23 protein-coding genes are annotated in these 25,326 nt (G+C 33.1%); 19 read left to right on the top strand and 4 right to left on the bottom strand.

The window, feature by feature from the left end:
* The 13 genes from HNP90_RS06650 to HNP90_RS06590 all read left to right on the top strand — a co-directional run.
* On the top strand, positions 1–4,861 hold a 4,861-nt coding region (locus HNP90_RS06650; protein WP_220127160.1), incomplete at its 5' end, for a cobaltochelatase subunit CobN.
* Positions 4,862–5,261: 400 nt separating this feature from the next.
* Complete coding sequence (locus HNP90_RS06645) at positions 5,262–5,981, top strand: DUF2162 domain-containing protein (RefSeq protein ID WP_011977572.1); 720 nt, start codon at positions 5,262–5,264, stop codon at positions 5,979–5,981.
* Positions 5,981–6,622: a MotA/TolQ/ExbB proton channel family protein gene (locus tag HNP90_RS06640; protein WP_011977573.1), complete on the top strand. Its 642-nt coding sequence runs from the start codon at positions 5,981–5,983 to the stop codon at positions 6,620–6,622. Before HNP90_RS06645 ends, HNP90_RS06640 begins: the two co-directional genes overlap by 1 nt.
* Complete coding sequence (locus tag HNP90_RS06635) at positions 6,616–6,954, top strand: DUF2149 domain-containing protein (RefSeq protein WP_011977574.1); 339 nt, start codon at positions 6,616–6,618, stop codon at positions 6,952–6,954. Before HNP90_RS06640 ends, HNP90_RS06635 begins: the two co-directional genes overlap by 7 nt.
* A 157-nt stretch (positions 6,955–7,111) precedes the next feature.
* Complete coding sequence (locus HNP90_RS06630) at positions 7,112–7,933, top strand: DUF2202 domain-containing protein (RefSeq protein WP_011977575.1); 822 nt, start codon at positions 7,112–7,114, stop codon at positions 7,931–7,933.
* A gap of 813 nt (positions 7,934–8,746) precedes the next feature.
* Positions 8,747–9,154 (top strand): arsenate reductase/protein-tyrosine-phosphatase family protein, encoded by a 408-nt coding sequence (locus tag HNP90_RS06625; protein ID WP_011977576.1) that lies wholly within the window; start codon positions 8,747–8,749, stop codon positions 9,152–9,154.
* An 11-nt stretch (positions 9,155–9,165) separates the two neighbouring features.
* A complete protein-coding gene (locus HNP90_RS06620) occupies positions 9,166–10,122 on the top strand; it encodes a permease (protein WP_011977577.1) in 957 nt (318 codons plus the stop codon).
* A 32-nt stretch (positions 10,123–10,154) separates the two neighbouring features.
* Positions 10,155–10,388, top strand: a complete 234-nt coding sequence (locus HNP90_RS06615; protein ID WP_011977578.1) for a thioredoxin family protein — start codon at positions 10,155–10,157, stop codon at positions 10,386–10,388.
* A gap of 69 nt (positions 10,389–10,457) precedes the next feature.
* Positions 10,458–10,988: a flavoprotein gene (locus HNP90_RS06610; RefSeq protein ID WP_011977579.1), complete on the top strand. Its 531-nt coding sequence runs from the start codon at positions 10,458–10,460 to the stop codon at positions 10,986–10,988.
* A gap of 521 nt (positions 10,989–11,509) precedes the next feature.
* On the top strand, positions 11,510–12,307 hold the full coding sequence (modA, locus tag HNP90_RS06605) for a molybdate ABC transporter substrate-binding protein (RefSeq protein WP_011977580.1): 798 nt from the start codon (positions 11,510–11,512) through the stop codon (positions 12,305–12,307).
* Positions 12,308–12,316: 9 nt separating this feature from the next.
* On the top strand, positions 12,317–12,982 hold the full coding sequence (gene modB, locus HNP90_RS06600) for a molybdate ABC transporter permease subunit (protein WP_011977581.1): 666 nt from the start codon (positions 12,317–12,319) through the stop codon (positions 12,980–12,982).
* A gap of 9 nt (positions 12,983–12,991) precedes the next feature.
* Entirely contained in the window at positions 12,992–14,134 is a 1,143-nt protein-coding gene (locus tag HNP90_RS06595; protein WP_011977582.1) for an ABC transporter ATP-binding protein, read from the top strand.
* 46 nt (positions 14,135–14,180) lie between these two features.
* Entirely contained in the window at positions 14,181–15,410 is a 1,230-nt protein-coding gene (locus HNP90_RS06590) for an aldo/keto reductase (protein WP_011977583.1), read from the top strand.
* A gap of 15 nt (positions 15,411–15,425) precedes the next feature.
* Here the strand turns inward: HNP90_RS06590 and HNP90_RS06585 are convergent, their stop codons facing one another.
* Positions 15,426–15,980: a helix-turn-helix domain-containing protein gene (locus HNP90_RS06585; RefSeq protein WP_048060447.1), complete on the bottom strand. Its 555-nt coding sequence runs from the start codon at positions 15,978–15,980 to the stop codon at positions 15,426–15,428.
* 136 nt (positions 15,981–16,116) lie between these two features.
* Here HNP90_RS06585 and HNP90_RS06580 point away from each other — a divergent pair, with 136 nt between their 5' ends.
* Positions 16,117–17,016: a DMT family transporter gene (locus tag HNP90_RS06580; RefSeq protein ID WP_011977585.1), complete on the top strand. Its 900-nt coding sequence runs from the start codon at positions 16,117–16,119 to the stop codon at positions 17,014–17,016.
* 78 nt (positions 17,017–17,094) lie between these two features.
* Complete coding sequence (locus tag HNP90_RS06575) at positions 17,095–17,763, top strand: DUF434 domain-containing protein (protein ID WP_011977586.1); 669 nt, start codon at positions 17,095–17,097, stop codon at positions 17,761–17,763.
* 1 nt (position 17,764) lies between these two features.
* Here the strand turns inward: HNP90_RS06575 and glyS are convergent, their stop codons facing one another.
* Genes glyS through HNP90_RS06560 form a run of 3 tightly spaced genes read right to left on the bottom strand, consistent with a single transcriptional unit; the run spans position 17,765 to position 20,945 of the window.
* Complete coding sequence (gene glyS / locus HNP90_RS06570; protein ID WP_011977587.1) at positions 17,765–19,489, bottom strand: glycine--tRNA ligase; 1,725 nt, start codon at positions 19,487–19,489, stop codon at positions 17,765–17,767.
* A gap of 11 nt (positions 19,490–19,500) precedes the next feature.
* Positions 19,501–20,382, bottom strand: a complete 882-nt coding sequence (locus tag HNP90_RS06565; RefSeq protein ID WP_011977588.1) for a triphosphoribosyl-dephospho-CoA synthase — start codon at positions 20,380–20,382, stop codon at positions 19,501–19,503.
* An 8-nt stretch (positions 20,383–20,390) separates the two neighbouring features.
* Positions 20,391–20,945: an XTP/dITP diphosphatase gene (locus tag HNP90_RS06560; protein WP_011977589.1), complete on the bottom strand. Its 555-nt coding sequence runs from the start codon at positions 20,943–20,945 to the stop codon at positions 20,391–20,393.
* Between the two features lie 112 nt (positions 20,946–21,057).
* Here HNP90_RS06560 and HNP90_RS06555 point away from each other — a divergent pair, with 112 nt between their 5' ends.
* The 4 genes from HNP90_RS06555 (at position 21,058) to HNP90_RS06540 (ending at position 25,264) form a co-directional block, all read left to right on the top strand.
* Positions 21,058–21,468, top strand: a complete 411-nt coding sequence (locus tag HNP90_RS06555; protein WP_011977590.1) for a winged helix-turn-helix domain-containing protein — start codon at positions 21,058–21,060, stop codon at positions 21,466–21,468.
* Positions 21,469–21,606: 138 nt separating this feature from the next.
* Complete coding sequence (locus HNP90_RS06550; RefSeq protein ID WP_011977591.1) at positions 21,607–22,344, top strand: hypothetical protein; 738 nt, start codon at positions 21,607–21,609, stop codon at positions 22,342–22,344.
* A gap of 368 nt (positions 22,345–22,712) precedes the next feature.
* Positions 22,713–23,636 (top strand): manganese-dependent inorganic pyrophosphatase, encoded by a 924-nt coding sequence (locus tag HNP90_RS06545; protein ID WP_048060448.1) that lies wholly within the window; start codon positions 22,713–22,715, stop codon positions 23,634–23,636.
* A 158-nt stretch (positions 23,637–23,794) separates the two neighbouring features.
* Entirely contained in the window at positions 23,795–25,264 is a 1,470-nt protein-coding gene (locus HNP90_RS06540) for a sodium:solute symporter family protein (protein WP_011977593.1), read from the top strand.
* Positions 25,265–25,326 lie beyond the last annotated feature (62 nt).

Raw genomic sequence — 25,326 nt, 5'->3', positions numbered from 1 at the left:
GAATGGGGCAGAACTTTACTGTTTAAGACCAATGACTTCAAGTCTTGACGGTTTTAGCTATTTTGATTACGTTTCAGACGGAAACAGAAACGATACTGTATGTGATTACTTCCAGAACATGGGGACCGATGAAGAAGGCGTAGAAAACGCAGAAAATCTTCTTGTCTACTTGGCAGCAGGTGCACCAGGATTTGTTGAAACCGTAACAACTACTGGTGGAAAAGTCGACCCTTACAAGTATGTATTTGTTTTGGGCAGTGAAATTAACCAAGATGCATTAAATAGTGCGATTTTGGATGAAACTATTGCAGACGACTTAAATATTACAGTATTTACAAAAGATAATCCAGTACCTGAAGGATTTGATTTTTCAGATTATGGAATGATCTTTATAGAGTCACAAAACGAATCATTGATAGATGATTGGCTTTTTAGCTTACTTTCCGCTAAAAAAGGTGGCGCAAAAGTTATTGGATATAATTTATCACCAAACGTTTCAATATCAAACGTGGATCTTCGTTCCAATGAATCTACAGATATCGAAAGATACTGGGTTCAAGGGGGAGAAGAGAATCTTGAAAACATGATTAAACTCATGGGACAAAAATTCTCAGGTTTGTGGACTGATGAAGTACTTTCTGAACCTGAAATATTAAAAGAAAAGGTAAATATTACATTTATAGATAGCGCAGGTAAAATCTATTATCTTAATCAAGTTATCGAAGAAAGAAAGATAATTACAGATAATTTTAATGTAAGGATGATGACTAGTGAGGAAGCAGTAGCAAACATTACAGATGCATCTGACCAGGATATAATAATACTCTATATGGCTAGTGACATCAGTTCTTTGGAACCTGTATTTGCAGATGCAAGAGATAATTATGGAATGGACATATGTTTTGTTGCATCACCTGAAGATTCACGAAACACCCTCAATTTGAGTGTTAATAACGTGTTGTATCAATATGTTGAGAATGATGGAACTACCAACATGGAAAACTTTGTTCGTTACGTTGGAGCAGAAGTTGAAAACCAATATATTGAATATGCGCCAGTAGCAGATCCTGCAATACCTATTGACGGTATATATCACCCTGATGCTTTTCCAAGGATATTTGCTGACAGTACGGAATACCTAGAATGGTATAAAGATCACGGATACAACGAATCAGCACCTACAATAGGTATTATTACCTATGAAATAGAATCACAGAAAGCACAGTTCGCTACAGACGATGCAATAATTAGATACCTCGAATCGCAAGGATGTAATGTAATATATACAACTAACGAAGTTTGTAGGGCAGATGTGGATTACTTAACAAAGGATGGCGAAGTACTCGTTGATGCCATAATCTCCTTACCTAAGTTTTCTTTGGGCAACCCTCAAGAAGAGGGTGTAGAATATCTAAAATACTACAATGTTCCTGTTTTAAAAGGAATATTAGATTCATTTACGACCGTGGATGAATATTACAACAGTACTCACGGTGTTGACCCACTGTCTCTTGCAATGTCAGTAACAATGCCTGAAATTGATGGATGTATTGATTACATTTTTATTGCAGGAAGAAATGAAACCTCCGATTCTGATCTGGTGCTATACGAACCTATTCAAGAACAGGTTGAATGGTTATGTGACCGTGCAATAGGGCAGGCAGAACTTGGAAGAACTAATAATTCTGATAAAAAAATCACTATATTATACTGGAACCACGAAGGTGGAAAAGAAAGTATTGGTTCTACATATCTTGACATTGGTTCGAGTTTCACATTAATACTTGAAGAAATGCAAGCAGAAGGATATGACATTGGAAACGGTACGATTCCTGATGGGGATGAATTTTACGACTTATTCATCGCAAGTAGAAACGTTGGGGCATGGGCTCCAGGTGAACTTGAAAAAGTCGTTGAATCTGGTAACGCTATCCTTTTACCATTGGATGATTACCTTGAATGGTATAATAATGATAGTTACGTGCCACAATCAGTGAGAGATGAGGTTGAAGGTACTTGGGGTGAAGCTCCTGGAGAAATTATGACCTATACAAATAATACAACAGGAGAACAATTCTTTGTAATACCAACCGTTCAAATGGGAAACATAAACTTCATACCTCAACCAACAAAAGCGTTCATGTCTAGTGAAGCGCTAATATACCACGACACTTCAATACCATTAACTCACCAGTATCTAGCAACATACTTCTGGATTAACCACGTATTCGATGCAGATGCGATAGTTCACTTCGGTACCCACGGATCACAAGAATGGTCAGGTGGAAAAGAAGTCGGTATTTGGAGATACGATTACCCAGCATTATGTGTAGAAGATACGCCAGTTATCTATCCATACATCATGGATAACGTTGGAGAAGGTAGCCAGGCAAAACACAGGGGTAACGCAGTCTTAGTCGATTATTTAACCCCTGCTATTGTAGAAGCGGGACTGTACGGCGATCTTGCAGATATGCACGAAAAAATCCATAACTATGAAGATGCAATAAGTAATAATAACACAAACATGTCTGTTCTTTACCGCAATACGCTCATAGAACTGTATGAAAATAATTCAATGGAATACGATCTCAATGTAACCACTGAAGAACTTCAAAACATGACTGATGAAGATTTCGAATTTTTCATGAGCAACAATGTGCACAACTATTTGCATGAATTGCAATCAATGCTGATGCCTTACGGTGTCCATACTTTCGGAGTTGCACCTGAGGGTGAAGAACTGATATGTATGATTAAATCAATGCTTCGTGACGACTTTATAGATCATATCTATGCAGTAATCCCTGAAGAAATGGGCGATGAAGAAGACAGGGAAGATCTTGCAAACGAATATGCATATGATTTATTAAATGCTACAGTACTTGACGGAACAAACGTATCAGATGCTCAAATGGAAATTTTGGGAGTAATCAATGCAGATATTACAGCTGATCTCAATACTGGACTTGGATACGCTGACGATTTAGCAAACACAACTCAAGAAATTACCAACTTTATGCGAGCACTCAATGCAGAATTCATTGAACCAGCACCTGGAAACGATCCAGTAAGGAATCCAAGTGCATTGCCAACAGGTAGAAACTTCTATGGCTTTGACCAGAGAAAATTCCCTGATGCAGAAACTATGGTATACGGATACGAGCTTGCAGACCAATTGCTCACTGCTTACAATGCTAGTCACGGTACATACCCTGATAAAGTATCCTACACACTATGGGCAATAGAAACATTCAGGCACCATGGTGTAATGGAAGCGCAAATATATGCAATGCTCGGGGTTAAACCGGTAAGTGATGGTATCACAATTGTTAACTTTACAGTAATACCGATAGAGGAATTGGGTCGACCGAGAATTGACGTGCTTGTTCAATCATCTGGATTATATAGGGATACATTCCCATTCCAACTTGAAACAATTGATAAAGCTATAAGATTGGTTGCAGAATTAAATGAAAGCTATGAAGATAACTATGTCAAAATGCATTCTGATCAGATGGAAGCACAACTTATTGAATTAGGATATAATGAAACTGAAGCCGATTTCCTTTCAAAATGTAGAATATTCAGTGAAGCAACTGGTAACTATGGAAATGGAATGGATGACGCAATCGAAGCAAGTGAAACATGGGATAATGAAACCAAACTTGCAGACTTCTTTATATCAACAACGTCCCACATATATGGGGCAGATGTATGGGGAGATAAATATGAAGATGTCTTTACAATGAATTTAATGGACATCGATGCATGCGTTCACAGTGATTCCACGAATTTATATGGAATTATTGATAATGACGATTACTATGCATATTTGGGAGGTATGGCCCTTACAATACGGGTACTTACTGGAGAAACTCCTGAAGAGTACATAGCAAATCTCGAAAATGTGGCAGACATGAAGATTATTTCATTAAATGAAGCATTTAGAACTGAATTACGTTCAAGATACCTAAATCCACTGTGGATAGAAGGAATGATGGAAGCTGATTATGCCGGTGCTTTTTCGATGATGAAATTTACCGAGTATTTATGGGGTTGGGATGTAACGAACCCTGAAATGGTTACAGATGCCGACTGGGATATGGTATACGACGTATATATCAACGACAAGTACGATATGGGATTAGACGAGTTTTTAATGACTGAAAATCCATACCAGTTCCAAGCAATGACTGCAAGGATGATGGAAACAGCACGTAAGGATTACTGGAATGCTGATGATGCAGTCTTAGAAAACCTAGCGAATGAATTTATTCAGTCAGTAGTTGAATATGGTGTTACCTGCTGTCACCACACCTGTGGAAACTTAGAACTTAATGACTGGGCAGTAGCACATTCATCACTTGATGAAGAAACATTAAAAGAGTATGAAAGATTATATGAAGAAGCCACACATAAAGACATAGATGTTTCTTCAGAAACTGAAACTACCCCTACAAGTTCAAGTTCTGAATCTGATTCTTATTCAAAAGTGTATTCTGGAAATGAATCAGTAGTTGAATCAGTAAATGCAACAAACGCTACAATGGTGACAAACACCACGGTTACTGAAGATGCAGCAGCGAGTGCTGGTTCTGATGGAGGAAGAAGTAGTTCTGGAAGTTCAAGTTCAGCTTCAAGTTCTGAATCTTCTTCATCTTCACCATCAAAAACTCAGAAAGCATACGAAGTTACAGTAGCAAATGAACCTGAACAGTCTGAAACTTCTGGAACAACGGTTATCGCAATCGTTGGTGCAGTTGCAATGACTGGACTTGTTGGAGTTGGATACTTTAAGCAAAACCCAGAGATATTTACAAATATAATAAATGCTCTGAAACTTTTGAGAAGAAGATAAATTTTTTTCTCTTTATTTTTTTAAACAAAAATTTAATTAAAAAAACAGTTTTGTAGATTATTTTTTAAATTTAAACACATTGAGTTCTCTTTTAAATTTTTATTCAACTTTATTTTATGATCCATACATATAACTAGAAAATAATAAATATTACAAACACTTATTCAATTTTATTTGTAAAACAAGAATTTATCACGATTGGAGTATTCGGTATCTCCAAAAAGAATACGAATTTACATTAAACAAATCTGAACAATAGGCATATGGAACAATGCTTTTGAAATTTCAGGTGCAGTTACTTGACAGGATTATTAGCTTTGGATATGTTAGACAAAATCCAAGTTTAGATGATGTAAAAAGAAGATACTTATTTTCTTTTTTTTCAATTGAGGTAGTAACTATGGTCGATGAAATATGGCAACTAGGACTTTTATCTGCAATTATTATATTTGGTATAAAGATAGGACTTTCCCTGGGATTTGCGGGTCTTTCTAAAAAAGTATCTGCAGTTATAGTCTGTTTATATGGGCTAGGCACCCTTTTGTTATCAAAATTAGCTGCTGGATACGCAGATGTTATTAATACGGTTATTTACGAATACAATTTTGTTATTTTTATGGTAATGTCGTTAACGATTCTGTATGCAGGTTTTCACACGATAAAAGAATGGAAGGTAAATCAGAAAAATTCGGTAGCTTCTACAAGTATTGCAATGATCGCACCATGTCCGTGCTGTTTTGGAGCGGTTATTGCATCGATTGTATTAATTTCTCCATCACTGGGAGTTTCAACATTTGAAATTGGAAAATATGCAAGTTTAATACTTATGATAACCATAGGAACAGTTTATCTACTTTCAGATGCAATTTCGAGATTGATAAAAGTACCAAGGCCAATCATGATGGGAAATTTCATGATTTTTGTGGGATTTTACTTTCTGATCTCTGCACTGATGATACCAAACATCGTTGCTGGAATGAGTGTTCAGATGAGTCCCATGGAGTGCCCTGAATTTTCAAGTTTGGGACATGTTTTTTTAATAACATTTGGGCTTATGATACTTGGTTTTATTAAAAACAAGCGGGAAATGAATTTTATAAATAAAATGAGGTCGATTTAATGGTTGCAATTCCTGGAAGCGAGCTTTTAAGCAGCACACTTCACATAATTTCACAAAGTTTATTATTGCCTGTCGTTGTATTTTTACTACTTTTCATGGCGTATGCAGTTATAAATTTCGGAGAATTCGTGGCAGAATATTCAAGCAGGATTAAGGTTAATTCAAAGGATCTAAAAAACATGATAAATACATTCCCTGATAAAAATGCTCAGGAAATATCAAGTTCAATTTCAGACTTAAGATTGAACAAGGTTCATATTCAAATTATCAAGGAATTGTGTGAAGAAGGTTGCACTGACTTAAAAATGACCGAATCTCATGCAAGAAACCTGATAGAAAAGGAAGAATTGAGACTAGAAAAAACCCTCGAGAAAACAGATTTTGTAACGAGGCTTGGACCAACACTTGGATTAATGGGAACTTTAATTCCAATGGGTCCAGGACTTGCAGCACTTGGTGCAGGAGACATACATGCGCTTGCAAATGCGATAATTATTGCATTTGATACAACAGTTGTAGGTCTTGCTGCAGGGGGAATCTGTTTCGTTATTTCAAAGGTTAGACGAAGATGGTACGAAGAACAGATGTCTACTCTTGAAGTATTGATGGAATCCGTCTTGGAGGCATTGAAAAAATGTTAAGGCGAAAAAATAAAAAGAGATTTAATAAAACTGAAGAAGATCCAATGGCAGGTTCTGCAAATCTTGTAGATGCAATGCTTGTACTTTCAGTTGGATTTTTAGTATTTTTGGTAATGTCTTGGAACATGCAAAGTGTTGTTTTTAGTGACACAACACAAGAAGAAAAAATGGAAATAATGAAGGCAATGAAGCAGGTTGCCGAAATAAAAATGGCAAAAGAAATCACTGATATGCCAGAAATCACTGATGGAAGTGGTTCAGGTTTTATGGAGATGGGAACGGTCTATCAGGATCCGAATACTGGGCGATACATTATGATAGAAACTGAATAATTTTTTTACTTTTTTTTAAAGATATATTACCAAAACTATGGAACTATTTTGTAAATTTTCAAAAAAAATTAAAAAAGAAAATATTATTTTTTTTAGCTGATTCTCATTTCAATAGATATCCTGTTTAATAAAAATAATTATTAAAGGGGTGAATGAAATGAAAAGAATAATTATGACCTGTTTATCGGTATTTTTAGTTATTTTGGGGTCTTCATTTGTATATGGGAACCAGGGCATGGGCTATGGGCAAAATCAGGGTGGTCAGGTCTATCAGTTATATGACGACACACAGGTAAATCATCAGCAAGAAATTGCCATGTATCCTTTTGAAGAGTTGAGTCAGCAAGAAATTGATGGATTAATATTAATGAGAGAAGAAGAAAAATTCGCAAGAGACGTTTATTTGGAATTATATGATATTTGGGGCCAGCAAATTTTCTTAAATATCGCAAATAGTGAGAGTACGCATACCAATGCAGTAAAATTGCTGCTGGATAAATATAATTTAACGGATTCAGTTGCTGATGATACAAGAGGAATCTTCACAAATCAAGATTTGGCACAGTTATACAACAGTTTAGTTGAAAAAGGATCAGTTTCGCTAATGGATGCTTTAATGGTTGGTGCAACAGTTGAGGACTTAGACATATACGATTTACAGAGATTGAACGAAATATCCGATAATGAGGATATTAGTGCAGTATATGGTAATTTAGAAAAAGGCTCAAGAAACCATTTAAGATCATTTACAAAAGTAATCGAAAGAAATGGTGGAACATACGAGCCCCAGTACATTAGTCAATCAGAATATGATGAGATTGTATCGGGTGATATGGAAACAGGTACTGAATATGGTGCGCCGGAAAATTTATCAACACAAAATGGCCAATCTAACCAATATCAAATTAATGATACAAGTTCAGAACCACAAGGGGCATTTGCAAAGATTTGGCAGGGCCTTATGAGATGGCTTAGATAATAAATAGCAATAATAATTAAATAATCATTTTAAATTCATATTTTTACACATATGTGCATATATTATATAGTATGATTCAGAAAAATATATTGGCGAGAAATCGCTGCATGTTCGTAAACTCCTGCGACCTTTAGAATAAGTTTAAGGTTTTTCTAAAAATTTCTTTTTTAAATTTTAAAATATTTTTGTTAATTTTGATAAAAGAGTCTTTCAAAAGGAATAATAGATTAGCATAAAATTTTATTGCATATTCATAGTTATTCCATAAATCCTATCCTCGATTTAGTTATAATCCCCATAATAACTAATCGAACCGGAACTTAAGTTCCGAATGGATCTATGCAAACACAATATTAATACTTTTCGATCAAAAGGCTAGATACAGATCAATATCCAAAAATCTATATTTTTAATTATTTAAATGCATTTTAAAGGATTATTATAATTTGAATTTAAAAAAGAAAAGTTATGAATTTCATGTTAAACCCGTAGACCTTTGAGCATAACACAAATGGTGTGGTATTTTGAATAGTATAACGATTTAATCGTTATTTACTGTTTGGAGTTTATTTACCAAATTAGCCAATGGTAATTTTTAATCATTACTTAATATTATTAAGTTAATTAACTCCAATTAATAATACATTTATTCAGTTTTTATAAGTATCTATTTATCAATGATTATAATATCCATTAATTTAAATATTTTAAAAATATATCAATATATATCAATATATATCGGTATATCGAAAATTATAAATATATTTCAAACCATACTGATATTTGTCAATTTTTAATTATTTGGTGAAAAATTTGGGTACTGGCGAATTTATCAAAAGTAAAAAAATAGTATTTGTCTGCATTCACAACAAGCGAAGAAGTGTTATTGCAGAAGCATTCGCTAAAAATTTTGGATTGAATGCATATAGTGCAGGTATGGAAGAAACCGAAGATATAGATGAAAAAGTAATTCAAGTAATGAATGAAATCGGGTTAAATGTTAAAAGAAAACCCGAAAAAATTTCAAAACTTACTAAAAAATTAGGAAATATTGATGTTTTGGTTACCATGGGCTGTATTGGTGCCTGTCCAATGGTTCCTGCCGAAAAACATATTTTTTGGAATATAACCGACCCTGCAGGAAAAGAGATTGAAGTTTATCGAAAAGTTCGAGATGAAATAAAAATAAAAGTCGAAGAGCTTCTAAAATTTGATATTTAAGTGGTGAAAAGATGTTTGGCTGGCTAGATTATGTTGCGAGATATGTTGTAGAAAATATATTGAATATAGGCGTGGATACTGCAATAGGGTCGTCAATTCATTTTTTTATATATGACAGCTTGAAAATTGTAATTTTGCTCTCAATAATGATATTTTCAATTTCATACGTTAGAAGTTATTTCCCGCCCGAAAAAACCAAAAAGATACTAGAAAAGTATTCTGGAGTTTCTGGAAATGTTATGGCATCCCTTCTTGGAATTGTAACTCCGTTCTGTTCATGTTCATCAGTTCCATTATTTATCGGATTTGTGGAGGCAGGAATTCCTCTTGGAGTTACACTTTCATTTTTAATTACTTCTCCAATAGTAAACGAAGCAGCGTTTGCAGTACTTCTGGCATCTTTCGGGTGGAAAATCGCAATGCTCTACATAATTTCTGGAGTAATTATCGGCGTAATTGGCGGAGTTATAATCGGCAAACTTAAAATGGAAGATCAAGTTGAAGAATACGTATACGAAATAAGAAGCAGGGCTCGAAAAATAAGGAAATTAACACAAAAAGAGCGTTTAAAATTTGCAGTTGATAATACAAAAGATATTGTAAAGAGAGTATGGTTATATATCTTGATTGGTATCGGAATTGGGGCAATAATACACGGTTATGCTCCAGAGGCGATTCTTGCAAAATATGCAGGCCCCAATAACCCCCTAGCAGTAATTTTTGCAACAATTATTGCAGTACCCCTTTATTCAAATGCACTTGGAACAATCCCGATTGCAGAAGCATTGATTGGGAAAGGGGTTGGAATTGGAACTGCACTTGCATTTATGATGGCTACAACTGCTTTATCTTTCCCAGAAGCGGTTTTAATTAGAAAAGTAATCAAACCAAAATTAATAGCAGCATTCTTTGGAATTACAAGTATTGCAATTGTAATTACGGGGTATTTATTTAATATTCTCCTTTAATTGAGTTTATCGAAAAGTTCGAGGTAACAACTATGAAAATAAAAATATTAGGAATGGGATGTAAAAAATGTACAAATGTTTATGAAAACGTGAAAAAAGCGGTAGAAGACCTAAAAATCGATGCAGAAATAGTAAAAATTACCGATGCTGCAAAAATTGCAGAATATATAATGTCAACACCCGGAGTTGTCTTTGATGACGAAGTTATCTTTGAAGGTAAAGTTCCGAGTGTCGAAGAAATTAAGAATGAGTTATCTAAACTTTAATATTTGAATATACAAATAATGTTTAAAACAAAATGGCTTAGAATTAAGTGATATATGGAGAGATCACCTGTGTTTAAAGACAAAAATATTGTTATCGGTATATGTGCATGCAGCCCCGCAATAAAAACGCTGGATTTGATCGGTGAATTGCGAGAACGGGGTGCAGAAGTCGACGTTATCATGACACCGAATTCTGTCAACTTTGTGTCACCATTAATGGTTCAAAGAGAAGCAAAAAGACCGGTTCAAATCGAAGCTTTTGAGCTGCCCAAAATGTATGACCCAAATCATAAATCTTTATCCCAAAAGGCAGATTTACTGATTTTAGCGCCAGTTTCAGCCAATACATTAGGAAAAGCTGCAAATGGTATAGCAGATAATTTACTGTCTACAACAATCATGTCTACAAAAGCTCCTATCGTTGCTGCGATGCACATAAACCCGATGATGTACAGCAATCCAAGCGTTCAAAGAAACATAAAACAATTAAAAGAAGACGGATTTATCTTTGTTGATAACGGAAATGAAGAAAACCCTAGCAAGTTTCCTACAATTTCCCAGATTAGTTCAACAGTCGAACAAATTCTAAATCAAATATAATTTTTACATAAACTTAAATTATTTTTTTTATTTTTAAATGTGTAATTACTGGCAAAAATATAATTCAGTTAGTAATATATACAATTTTAAAAAATTGGCTAAAATGCGTGAAAATTCAGGTAATAATCCCATTCTGTAATAAAAAAGAAATTAATTGGGTTTTGGGTTAATATTTTTAAGACTGGTTTAGGGGTACAATATGTTATTTAATCCTTAGTGAGGGGTTAAATTAATTAAACGCTGAGTATTAGTGGTTAAATCAAGTACTTACTGTATAATAGTGTTTTTGTTACATTTAATATATTTTTCCATTTGATTTTGATTATTATATACTTTTATGTGTAATTTATTCAATAATGTTTCTTTAATATTGGCTAAATAATTTAAAATCCATTTATGGACTTTATTTACAAATTTGAATATTTTAATGGCTCCATACGAAATTATATATATTTTAAATTCATACTTTCCAATAACCCGGAACAGTACTTCCGGTTATGATATATAAAGGAGAGATGTATATGAGTAAAAAATCTTCAGGAATAATCACCGGACTTATAACTGTAATTTTTTTATCTGTAATGTTACTTTTTGCAGGTTGTGTTTCCGATTCTTCAGAACAAACAACCACAATAACTGTTTCAGCAGCATCGAGTTTAACTGATGCGTTCACCGACATAAAAACCGAATTTGAAAAAGATAATCCAAATATTAAAGTTGAATTAAATTTCGCAGCTTCGGGTGCACTCCGTCAGCAGATTGAGGGTGGAGCTCCAGTAGATGTATTTGCTTCAGCATCACAAAAACACGTAGAAATCCTTGAAGAAGAAAATTTAACAAGTGCTGGCTCAATAATGAACTTTGCAACAAACAGCTTGGTATTAATCGTTCCAGCTGGAAATTCATTAAACATTACTTCAGTTGAGGATTTGACAAACGATGATGTAACGAAAGTTTCAATTGGAAATCCTGAAACTGCACCTGTTGGAAAATATGCTAAAGAATCACTCGCGGACTCCGGTTTATGGGATAAACTCGAAGAAAAAATGGTTTACGGGGAAAATGTAAGGCAGGTTTTAACATACCTTGAAACAGGGGACGTTGATGCAGGATTTGTTTACATGACAGATGCAAAAATTGCAAAAGAAAATTCAATCGAGATTATAACAACAGTACCAACAGTTACAGAAATTATTTATCCGGTATGTATCATAGATTCTTCTGAGAATAAAGAAGAAGCCAAAGTTTTCGTAGAATACCTAACAAGTGAAACAGGAAAACAAATTTTGACAGATTATGGCTTTACAGCAGAAAATTAGTGATACTTCATGGATTCAATAGTATTTCCACTACTACTTACATTAAAAATTTCTTTTATATCCACATTTTTTGTAGTTATTTTTGGAGTCATTATTTCATACATTCTCGCGAGAAAAAAGTTCTACGGGCGAGATATTTTGGAAAATTTAGTAACTCTTCCAATGGTTCTTCCTCCAACCGTTTTAGGATATTTACTTGCATTACAACTTGGAAAAAATGGATTTGTAGGAAGTTTAATATATGAATTTACAGGATCGGGAATTTTATTTACCTGGCAGGCTGCGGTAATTGCCGCATTTATCGTATCATTCCCGTTAATGGTTAAAACTACAACTGCTGCAATCTCTTCAATCGATAAAGAACTTGAATATGTATCATATACGTTAGGTAAAACAGAATTACAGACAATTTATAAAATAACCCTTCCTTTATCAAAAAAAGGGATAATTGCGGGTGCAATTCTTAGTTTTGCGCGAGCCGTTGGTGAGTTTGGCGCTACATTGATGGTTGCTGGGAATATTCCTGGAAAAACAAATACGATGTCTTTATCAATTTACCAAGCATTTCAAACGGGAAACTACGATCTGGCAAATATTCTGGTGGTATTGTTAATTATAATGTCATTCATGACGATATTTCTTACGGGCAGATTTGTTGAAAAATGGAAATTTTAAGTGGTATTCATGATTTTAGAGATAGATATCGAAAAAAACTACTACGAATCGAAGAAGTCAAAAAAACGTAAAGTTCCATCCTTTAATTTAAAATCTAAATTTAGTATAGACCGTGGTTCGATAATAGTTTTATTTGGAAGGTCGGGTTCTGGGAAAACAAGCACATTAGGCTGTATCGCAGGCCTCTTAGATCCTGATCACGGAAAAATTGTTGTAAACAATGAAATCTATTACGATTCCGATAAAAAGATAAATAAAACCCCACAGGAACGAAATTTAGGGTATGTGTTCCAAAATTATGCATTATTTCCCCATTTAACTGTTAAAGAGAATATTGAATATGGAATTAAATATTTAAGCGAAAAAGAAAAGGAAAAGCGAGTTTTTGAACTTTTGGCATTAACCCATATCGAAGGCCTCGAAAATAGATATCCCGATCAGATTTCGGGCGGTCAAAAACAGCGTGTAGCTCTTGCAAGGGCGCTTGCACCGAGTCCAAAAATATTGCTACTCGATGAACCGTTTTCTGCGCTGGACATGATTTCAAGAATAAGATTAAGGGAAAGATTAAGAAGTATTCAAAAAGAATTAAAAATTCCGGTAGTTTTTGTGACACACAGTTTTGAAGAAGCATTTGTAATGGCTGAAAAAGTTGTAACGTTTCATAATGGTAGAATTCAGCAGATTGGAACTCCAGAAGAGATATTTTATAATCCGATAAATGTAAATGTTGCAGAACTCGTCGGTTACATAAATATTTTTTCAAATGCAGAAATTGATAACAATGAAAATAATCCTGATTTTTCAATATTGAAATATTTGGGAATGGAAATTTTAATAAAAAAGTTTAATAACTCTATGAATGAGGTTTCTTTTGGAATACGGCCTGAAAATATAAAATTAATCGATAGAAACAGTGAAAAAACAGAAAATGTTTTTGAATGTGTAATAAAAGATGTAGTTAACGAAGGTTCTTCGAGTCTGGTTTATCTTGAGGTAATTCAAAATGGCTTAAAACTCATGTCAAAGATCCAAAATGATAAATTCAAAAAATTAGATTACGCTGTCGGAGAAAAATGTAAAATCGAACTTTTAAAAGAAAAAATAACGATTTTGATGACCGAAAGTGTGAAAAAAATCGATTTAACATAAATTTTTTAATCTAACTTTTTTTACTTTTTTAAGAACGGGGAAAATTATGCAGTATCGTGAAATTAAGAAAACGGGGGATAAAATTTCAGCACTAGGTTTTGGTGCAATGAGGCTTCCAACTAAAAACGGAATTATCGATAAAGAAAAAGCAAAAAAACAGATTTATTATGCAATAGATAATGGCGTAAACTTTATAGATACTGCATTTCCATATCACGGTGGTGCGAGTGAATCTTTTTTAGGAGAAATTCTTTCAAATAATTATCGAAATAAAATAAAGCTTTCAACAAAACTTCCGCAGTGGTCCGTTAAAAAATATGAAGATATGGAAATGTATCTTGATATTCAGCTTAAGAAGTTGAATACAGATTTTATCGATTACTATTTTATTCACAGCCTTTCAAAAGATAGCTGGACAAAAATGAAAGATCTTGGTGTTTTACGATTTTTAGATGAAGCTAAAAAGAGCGGAAAAATAAAATATGCATGTTTTTCTTACCACGACAATACGGAAACTTTTAAGGAAATAATAGATGCTTACGATTGGGATGCATGTCTTATTCAGTATAATTATTTAGATGAACAAAATCAGGCTGGAACTGAAGGTTTTAAATATGCTGCATCAAAAGGAGTTGGCGTATTTATCATGGAGCCTTTAAGGGGCGGAAATCTCTCAAAAAAAGTTCCAAAAGAAGCAGAACAAATTTTTAATGGCTACAAAGTTAAAAGAACGCCTGCAGATTGGGCACTGCGATGGGTTTTAAATCACGAGGAAGTTACATGCGTTCTTTCTGGAATGAATGAAGAAAGTCAAGTAAAAGAAAATTTAAAAGTTGCAGAAGAAACTACTCCAAATTCTCTTTCAAGCGAAGAATTGGAAATATACGATAAAGTAAAAGATGTTTATAAAAAATTAATGAAAATAAACTGCACTGCATGTGGTTATTGCATGCCTTGCCCATTTGGTGTGGATATTCCGGCATGCTTTTCAATGTACAATGAAAAAAGTATTTTTAACGACAAAAAGACTGGATTTTTGTATCTTGCAAGACTTGGTGGAGTCATGGGTGGTGAAGAGTCTCATGCAGGGCTCTGCACAAATTGCGGTAAATGTGTCAAAGCATGCCCCCAAAATCTAAATATTCCTGTACTTTTAAAAGATGTTTCAAGAGAACTTGGCGGAAAAGGATTTAATTTAAAAATAAAACTTGCTAAAATAGCAATGTCAATTTATGGCTTATTTAATTCGTTAAAACAAAAAATATCGAAAAATTAACTATTTTTAATTTGTTTATTTTGGATAATAAAGTGTCATATGCATTACAGTCATTTCTGAACTTCTATTTTCGTATTTGTGAGGTACTTCTGCTTTAAAACGGATAGAATTTCCTTTTGAAATGGTGTATGTCTTATCGTCTATTGATAAAGTCAGTTCTCCTTCGTAAACAGTTATTGTTTCTTCCGAATTTTTGATATGCCCTTCGGAACTCATTACTACTCCAGGGTCGGCTTCAACGTAGGATATTTCAAAAGGTCTACTATCTTCAAAATTGAATACCGGGTAAAATCTCCATTTTTTGCTGTCGTCGTAAATTGGTGAAACTTTTTTAAGTTCTACTATTTTCACATCCGCTTCCTTTTCACTCAAAAGAGATGTAAATGAAATTTTTAATCCATTTGCAATTTTTAAAATGGTTGTTATTGTTGGATTTACTTCTTCACGCTCAATTTGTCCGAGCATTCCTTTGCTTACCCCTGTAAGTTTTGAAACCGCATCAAGGCTCAATCCGTTTTCGTTTCTTATTTTTTTTAAGTTTTTTGAAATTATGTGGCTAGGATTTTCCATAAATATTACCTTTGTTTTGTATGGTATATCATACATATCGTATAGCATAATATATTTATACTACATAATATCATACAAATTGTATAATATACTATACGAAGTTGTTCCATTATGTATTATTTTAGCGGTGTCATGAATGAAAAAACTTTTGAAAAAATATGAATTATTTCTGTTAATGATTCCGGCAGTTTCTTTCGGGGCAGGGGCATTTATAACTGGAAAAATCGGAATTTTGGAACTTTCCTGGGACGAATTAACATTTTTAAGATTTTTAATAGCATCTGTAATAATATTACCTTTAGTTTTAAAAACAGAACGAAAAAATCTGAAATTAAATAAAAGTGACGCATATCTTGTAATTTTAGCAGGGTTACTTGGAATGTTTGGATACCACGCATTATTTTTCATGTCGCTTGAATATATCACGGCAATAAATTCGGCGCTATTAATGGCAACAACCCCAATGATTACTTCAATAATTGCAGCATTTGTATTGGGCGAATATTTTGGAATTAAACGGATATTTGCAGTAATTATCGCATTTTTTGGAGTACTGCTCACGATTACAAATGGGAATCTGGAAGTTCTTAAAAGCCTTTCATTTAATATTGGAGATGTTATAATGTTTTCCGCAGTACTTTGCATGGCATTATACGCAGTAATAAGTAAAAAAGTCGCTCAAAATTACTCGCCATCCGTAATATTAACATACGGTTACATTTTAACAGTTGTACTGTTAATACCTTACATGATTCTAAAAAACCCTGTAAATGCGATATTAAATGCATCTTTTGAAACTTGGCTTTCAATAATCTATATGGCAGTTTTTGCATCAGTTTTAGCGCAATTATTACAGCAAATATCGTTAAAATATTATGGGGCAAGTAAAACGATGTTATTTTACCAGTTCGTTCCATTAATTGTAATTGTACTTTCTGCAATTTTTTTAAAAGAGCCGTTTACAAAAATAACTGTAATAAGCACGTTATTTATAATGACTGGAGTATATATCAATTCAACAATAAAAAAAGACTGATATTCTTTATTTTTAATTTTTTTATATTGTATACATTCCATAAAAAAATTTATTTCATTAATTTTATAATATTATTTTATGAACCAATTTTTTGAAACTTATTCAGATTTAAAGTATCTTTTAAATCGAAATTACAGAAAAAAATCTGCTCTAGACTTTGTTGCAAATCACTACGGGTTAAATCGTCTTGAAAGATACTTTTTTGGCAGGTGTGTATTTTCAGATAGCCATTTAGAAATCGTAAACAAAAAAAGAACAGATTTAACTGAATTTTCAAAATCAAAATCCTTTGCAATTGATGGTTTTAATGTACTTATAACATTAAAATCTTTAATCGAAGGTGTAGCAATAGTTTGCGAGGATAATGTAATTCGGGATTTAAAATACCAGAAAGGATACAAATTAACTGAAAAATCGGAAGAAACAATTGAAATTATTTTGAAAAGTATTTTGGATTTAAATTTAAATAGTTTTGATGTATATTTTGATGAACAGACGAGTAAAAGCGGAGAAATTTCAAAAATGACGCGGAATTTAATGGGAAAATATTCGATTTCTGGAGAAGTTATATTATCAAAAAAAGTCGATTTCGAGCTTAAACAATACGATTTTGTCGCAACGTCCGATTTTCACATAATTAAAAATGTAATGGGATTTTTAGACCTTCCAAAAATGGTTTCAAAAAATTATTCTTTAGAAATTAAAAATTTCATGGATATTATCAAAAAAGGAAAATTGGAATTTTGATTTAGAGTTTATCTTTAATGTACGATACAACTTCGTTTATTGGGATTCTAAACTGTTCTCTCGAATCTCTTTCCCTAATTGTTACTGAACGGTCTGTTAGAGTTTCTCCATCGATTGTTACACAGAAAGGAGTTCCTACTTCATCCATTCTCATGTATCTTCTACCAATTGCACCACTGTCATCGTATTCTGCAATTAAACCGTTTTCTCTTAATTTATTTTTCAAATCCATTGCAATTTCAGGCATTCCTTCTTTGTTAACGAGCGGGAAAACACCGACTTTTATCGGGGAAACTGCATTTGAAAAGCCCATTACGGTTCTATCTTCCTCTTCTTTGAACGCATGCTCCATAACACAGTATGTAATCCTGTCGATACCGTATGAAGGTTCTATCACGTGTGGAATTATTTTTTCTCCTTTAACGATCTTTTTAACTTTTTTAGCAGTTAAATATTCTTTTAATATTTCAAAATCTCTTTTACAAGTTTTTAAAACATATTTTCCCTCCGTTTCAAGAGCTTCTACCAATTCTTCCATTTTTTTGTCGTTTAATTCTTTTAAAGACTCTTCTAAAATTTTTGCATCGCCCTTAAATGTTCTACCAACTAATTTGTAGTTTAATTCGATTTCATAAACTTCAACTTCTTTATCTTCGTCAAGTTCTACAAAAACGGATAAATCTTCACTGCTGTTTTTCATGTGTGCCAATAAATCGTAGTTGGTTCTATCTGCAATTCCTACGCATTCGATCCAGCCGTATCTATCAGTATAAAGTTCTGCATCCCAACAATCGGCAGCATAGTGTGCCATTTCATTTGGAAGGTGCTGTCTGAATCTTAATTTTGATTCGTCGATTCCAATTTCCATCAAGAATTTTTTTGTAACTGCAACATAGTATGCAATTGCTTCGTGTGCGATTACTCCATTTTTAACTGCATCAGAAAGACTCATTCTGACAATTTTTTCTTCAGCACTTAGCGATTCGTTTTCTTGATTTTTACCGGGGAGTAATGGTAAAACCATATCTTTTACGCTTTCAAATTTTTCAAAGTTCTCTTTTTTCCGTGAATCAATGAAAAATTCACCTTCAGCCTGTGTAAATTCTCTTAATCTGATTACACCCTGTCTTGGGGAGATTTCATTCCTATAAGCTTTTCCAATTTGAACTGCACCAAATGGAAGCTTGTTTCTAAAGAACTGGCTTATTCTTTTAAACTGTATGAATATACCTTGAGCGGTTTCAGGTCTCATGAATGCAGCTCTTTTTCCACCGGGGCCAATTGAAGTTGCAAACATCAAGTTAAATGTGCTAACTTCTTTAAATTCTCCACCACATTTTGGACATTTGATGTTATTTTTTTCAATCATTTCCTGAAGTTCTTGTAAGGTTTTTCCTTCAGTATCAACATCAACGTTTTCTTCAATGATGTGGTCAGCTCTAAATGACTCAAGACATTCTTTACATTCAACGAGCGGGTCAGTAAAGTTTTCCACGTGTCCAGATGCTTTTAAAACTTCGTAAGGAGTTACTGTTGGGCTATCAATTTCGTAAAATCCTTCATTTACGATGTAATGTTTTCTCCAAGTGTTTATGACGTTGTTTTTTAAAATTGCACCGAGTGGCCCGTAGTCAAAAAATCCTGCGATACCACCGTATATTTCAAAAGAATTCCACAAGAATCCTCTTCTTTTAGTTAAATCAATTATTTTATCGTATTTATCCATAAAATCACCTTTTAATAAAGTATCGTTTTTTCGTTGCTGATTCTATCGAGTAAAAATATTAACAGTGAAGATGCTATCAAATCTGCCGTAGTTCCGGGATTTAACTTATTGCCATCTTTTGATAAAAATTTATCGAATTCTAAAACAGTTTCCTCATTGAAGTTATTTAAAACTTCTTTGGCTTTTTCTGAAACCATTTTTGCATCATCGATACTTTTTTTCCTTGCAATTAACGTGTCCGGATAGATTGAAAGTAGATTGATAAACGTTTTTGTAACTGCAATATTGATGTTATTGTATTCTTCATAATATTCATTTATTAAATTATAGCCTTTGTAGGATATCTTAAAATTTTCGGTCCATTCGTTTGAGATACTGTCCCAGGTGGAAGAAATTTTAAAAACATCATATAGAGTAAGATTTTTTTGAATAAGCTCATCTTTCGCATCTTTACTTTTTAAATCAGGCCCATTTTCAGGAGCATTAACAAAAGCAAGTGCAATCGCAATTGCTTCGTAAACATCAATTGCATCTTGAACCGTCGTGTTTTTAATGATTTTTTCTGTTTCTTTTTTCAGCGCATTTTCGCTAAATTTATCTAAATTCGATGCAGCAATCGCAATTGGTATGTGGAGCATTATTATTCCAAGATTTGCATTCGTTGGAGACCATTTTTTTGATTCAATTACTCCTTTTTTAATAAAATTTCCAATATTATTTTTTTCAAGGCAGGCTTCGTATATTACATCTCCAAATGCAATTCCGGAACTTACAAAGTGGTGATATTTTATATCGTCGTAGTCTCTATTTTTATGAACGTTTCCAGGTTTAAAGCTTCCAACCTCAAAGCAACAGGCGATCTGGGAAGCTTTCATAATGTCAAATGCTTTCATTTTTTTCACTATTGCCGATTTTCTAAATAATTTTTAAGTTCGTAAAATGCTCTTTTTCTGTGTGATATTTTGCTTTTTTCTTCGGTTGTCATTTCTCCGAAAGTTTTAGTTTTTCCTTCTGGAATAAAAATACTATCGTATGCAAAACCAAATCCCCCGTCTTTTATCTCTGTTGAAACAACTCCTTTTACAATTCCGGTAAAGAGTTTGATGTTGTCACCATCATAGTAGCCGATAACTGTTTTAAAATATGCATTTCTATTACTTTCATTTTCTAAAAGTTTCAATATCCCTTCGTTTCCAAGAGTTTCCTGAACGAACTTTGAATAAGTTCCTGGAAAATCGTTTAATTTTTCAATGAAAAATCCACTGTCTTCAACGATAACAGGCCTATTGAATTTTTCAAAAACTTCTAAAACCCCAAATGCAGAAACTTCTTCAAGTTTTCCCTGAACTTCAGCATAAGGAATTTCAATCTGTTCTATTTCACAATCAACTTCTTTTAATATAATTTTTGCTTCATCAACCTTGTTCTGATTCCCTGTTGCAAAATAAATTTTCATAAAATCACCAGAATGCAAACTGCCTAATTTTAATACTATCTTTAAATCGGGCTTGCACATATTTATAGCCTTACAAAAAATAATTTTATTGTAAACTATCCGAGGGGATATGATGGTTAAACCTGAAACTGGGGAATTAAATAGATTTCAGTTGAACCTTCTTTCAGCATTTGAGGGGAATGTGCTGTCATTAGATGAAATTGAAAAGTTGTACATTGAACACAAATTAAAACATTATGGGGAAGATAGGGAATCAGTAAAAGAATTAATATTCGATCTGGAAAAAGGATTTTTTAAATTAAATGACGAAGTTATCAAAGAATACGTTGAAACTTTATATAATGTATATAATAGCCCATGCAAAGAATCAATAGATAGATATGAAATGATTTTAGAAGACATCGGCTTTAAAAAGGTCGAAAAATACCTGAAAGACTTGGAAAACTCAGCATATATTTCTAAACTTGGGGATGGTTATAATATAACTGAAAAAGGTTCGGAAATGCTAAAACATAAAAAATAGTATTTTTTTATTTTAATAACTTCTAATGAAGTTATTCTTTTTTGAAATGTTAAAAATCGTGTTGATATTATTTTTTATATTCGTATATTGAAAATTAACAACTAGTATATAATATAAAACTCAATTCAAGCGATAATTATGAAAACAAAACAGCACAAAATTTTCTGGATTTCTGCATTGGTTGCATCGATATTAATGTATATCGTCCAGTATGCAGTATTTAATGATTATTTGGGAATAATAAATTCGTTTTTTGGAAAATTGGCGTTTGTACCAATCCAGGTATTCTTAATAACAGTCGTAATTTCTGGAATTTTAAGCGATATGGAAAAATCTGCGAGACTTGAAAAGTTAAATATTCTTATTGGTACATTTTTTAGTGAAACCGGAACCAAAACTCTAAATTATTTTTCGAAAATTGATCCAGATATCAATGCTATTGGGGGCAAATTGAAAGTAACCGATACTTGGTCAGATGAAGACTTTAAAAATGCGCTGACTTACGCTAAAAATAGGGATTATACTTTAAATGCTTCAAAAGAAGATATTTTGAAAATTTATGAATTTTTATCAAAAAACAAAGAGTTTTTAATGAGACTTTTAGAAAATCCAAACTTGATGGAGCACGAACACTTCACGGAACTTTTAAGGGCGGTATTTCACCTTTTAGAAGAGCTCGAAAGTCGTGAAAATTTGCACGAAAGTTCAGAAAATGACATAGAACATTTAAACGGAGATATGATTCGATCATACCGATTAATAACAATAGAATGGGTAAATTACATGAAATATTTAAAAAACAATTATCCTTATCTGTTTTCTCTTGCAATGAGGAGAAATCCATTTGATAAAACTGCTAAAACATCGTTAAAATAGTATTCCGTAATTTTTATTTCTATTTTCTTTTTTTTAATTTTTGAAAAAGTGTCCCTCGACATTAACACTAACTTTCATCCTTGGAAAATACCATGTCGGTCAGATAACCCTATGTCGAGAGTAAATGTACGAATTTTTGCTGTATTGTGATCACAGTAAGGATCCTACCAACTCTTACAACTCGCCCAAAAATTCGATTAAAGTCTTGTTACTCCAATTTCGAACCCGCTATCACAGCGAGAGTATTCACAAGCTCCATGTAGGTCGGTTAATTGGAGATGTTTTTAATAAGTATCATTATGTATTTATAGTCTTTCCCGGCTTAGATAATATAAAAATCATTAAATTTTCAATTTTTGGTGATATAGATGATGTACGTTGTAGGCCACAAAAATCCTGATTCAGATAGCATCTGTTCTGCAATAGCACTTGCATATTTCTTAGATGCGTTTCCTGCAAGACTTGGTGAATTAAATCCTGAATCGCAGTTTATTTTAAAGAGATTTGGATTAATGGAACCAGAATTAATTAAAACAGCAGAAGGAAAAGAATTGTTTTTGGTAGACCACGCAGAAAAATCACAAAACCTCGATGATTTCGATAAAGGAAAATTAATTGGAATTATCGACCACCACAAAATTGGTATTTCAACATCTGAACCTATTATCTACCTCTCAAAACCTGTAGGATCAACTGCAACGGTTATTTCTGAGCTTTACTTTAGAGGAATACTCGATATTATCGGTGGAAAAAATAAGGAATTAAAAGCAGACATTGCAGGGGTATTGCTCTCAGCAATCCTTTCAGATACTTTACTCTTTAAATCACCTACTGCAACAACCCTAGATAAGGAACTTGCTGAAAAATTGGCAGAAATTGCAAAAATTTCGGATATTAAATCGTACGGAATGGAAATGCTGACCGCAAAATCAACAGTCGGTAAAATGACTCCAAAAGAAATTTTAAACATCGATTACAAGGAATTTAACATGAACGGTAAAAAGGTCGGTATCGGACAGGCTGAGGTAATCGATATATCTGAAGTTGCATCAAAAAAAGAAGCAATTCAAAATTTAATCGATGAGATGGCTGAAAAAGAAGGATACGACATGGTATTATTCCTTGTAACTGACATAATGAGAGAAGGAAGCGAAGTTTTAGTTGCAGGAAACAAATCAGCTTTTGAAAGAATATTTGAACTTAAATTGGATGAAAACAGTGTATTTATTGATGGAATGATGTCAAGAAAGAAACAGGTAGTTCCCCCTCTTGAAAAATACTATTCAAATTAATTATTTTAAATATCTTAAAAATTTAACTATTTTTAATCTTTTTTCTAAATTTTTTAAAAATTAGATAAATATAAATTATAAATGCCTGAGATTATTATGTATATTGTTGAATTTTAAGGATTTAATTTCGATCGTTATCAAAGTTTTTGAGGTTAATTATGTGGCATTATTTGTTTTTGACGGTTTATGTTGCTATGATTATAGGAATAGCCACTGTAACGAAAAAAAAGATAAAAGGGGTTTCTGACTTTTTACTTGGGGGAAGAAACGTAAATCCTTGGATGTCTGCGTTTTCATACGGTACGGCTTACTTTTCAGCAGTTATTTTTATTGGATTTGCAGGAAAAATGGGATGGAGCTTTGGAATTCCGACAATGTGGATAGTTGTTGGAAATACAATTGTTGGAAGTTTTTTAGCGTGGCAGGTTCTCGGTAAAAAAACAAGAGAAATGACACAGAGACTCGGTGCTTCAACAATGCCAAGTTTTTTGGAAAAAAGGTATAAAAGCAAGAATTTGGAGTCATTAACTGCATTTATCATCTTTTTCTTCTTAGTTCCGTATTCTGCATCGATATATAAAGGTTTAAACTTCCTCTTCGAAGGATTTGGAATATCTCCAATGAATGCTTATATCTTAATGGCGGCACTAACTGCAATATATCTCTATTTCGGAGGATTTATCGCGGCAACACTCGCAGACTTTGTTCAGGGTTGTATTATGGTAATAGGGGTACTTTTGATGGTATTCTTTTTAAGTAGCAACCCTGAAGTTGGAGGGTTTTCCGGAATGCTATCAACGTTAAGTTCAATAGATCCAATGCTGGTAACTCCAATAAATGAAGCAAGTTTTATTCCAATAATGGGTCTTGCGCTGCTCACAAGTATTGGTAGTTGGGGTCTTCCGCAGATGATACACAAGTTTTACACGATAAAAAGTGAAAAAGCAGCAGTTTCTGCAAAATGGGTTTCAACAGCATTTGCATTTATCATCACATTTGGTGCGGCATATATTGGAACCGTAAGTAGGGTATTTTACCCAGATAGCGCTTCAAAAGTTGCGGCTGGATTAACAAGCCCAGATATGATAGTTCCAAAAATAATGGAGATTGCACTTCCCGACTGGGTTGCGGCATTAATTCTCGTACTCGTAATTTCAGCTTCAATGTCTACTTTAGCATCACTCGTGCTTGCTTCAAGTTCTGTAGTTTCAATAGACTTTGTAAAAGGTAGATTAAAGCCAAATATGTCTGATAAAAACACAATGATATTGATGAGGATTTTGTGTGTTGTATTTGTTGCATTATCATTCATACTTGCAATAGTTCCAAACAGCTATGTTCTCTCATTAATGGCCCTTTCGTGGGGTTTGGTATCAGGATGTCTTTTAGCTCCGTACTTTTTGGGATTGTACTGGAAAAGAACTACAAAACAAGGAGTTTGGGCAGGAATCACTTCTGCACTGGCGATCATGCTTGGTGGGGCATACTACTTTGGAATAAACAGCGTTTATATGCCTGCAGTTGGTTCTTTAGCAATGATTGCACCGATATTTGTTGTAATGGCAGTAAGTCTTCTTACAAAGCCGTTTGAAAGTGAACATATCGATTATATATTCAATAAAAAATAATTTTTTTACCTATTTTTAATAATTTTTGCAAATTTTAGAGATTTTTGAATGATTTTTCTTAA

It is taken from the genome of Methanococcus maripaludis (assembly GCF_013760955.1).
Classification (GTDB): Archaea; AGJL01; Methanococci; order Methanococcales; family Methanococcaceae; genus Methanococcus; species Methanococcus maripaludis_A.
The sequence above is the reverse complement of the archived record's forward strand: the minus strand, read 5'-3'. Positions and strand labels throughout refer to the sequence as shown.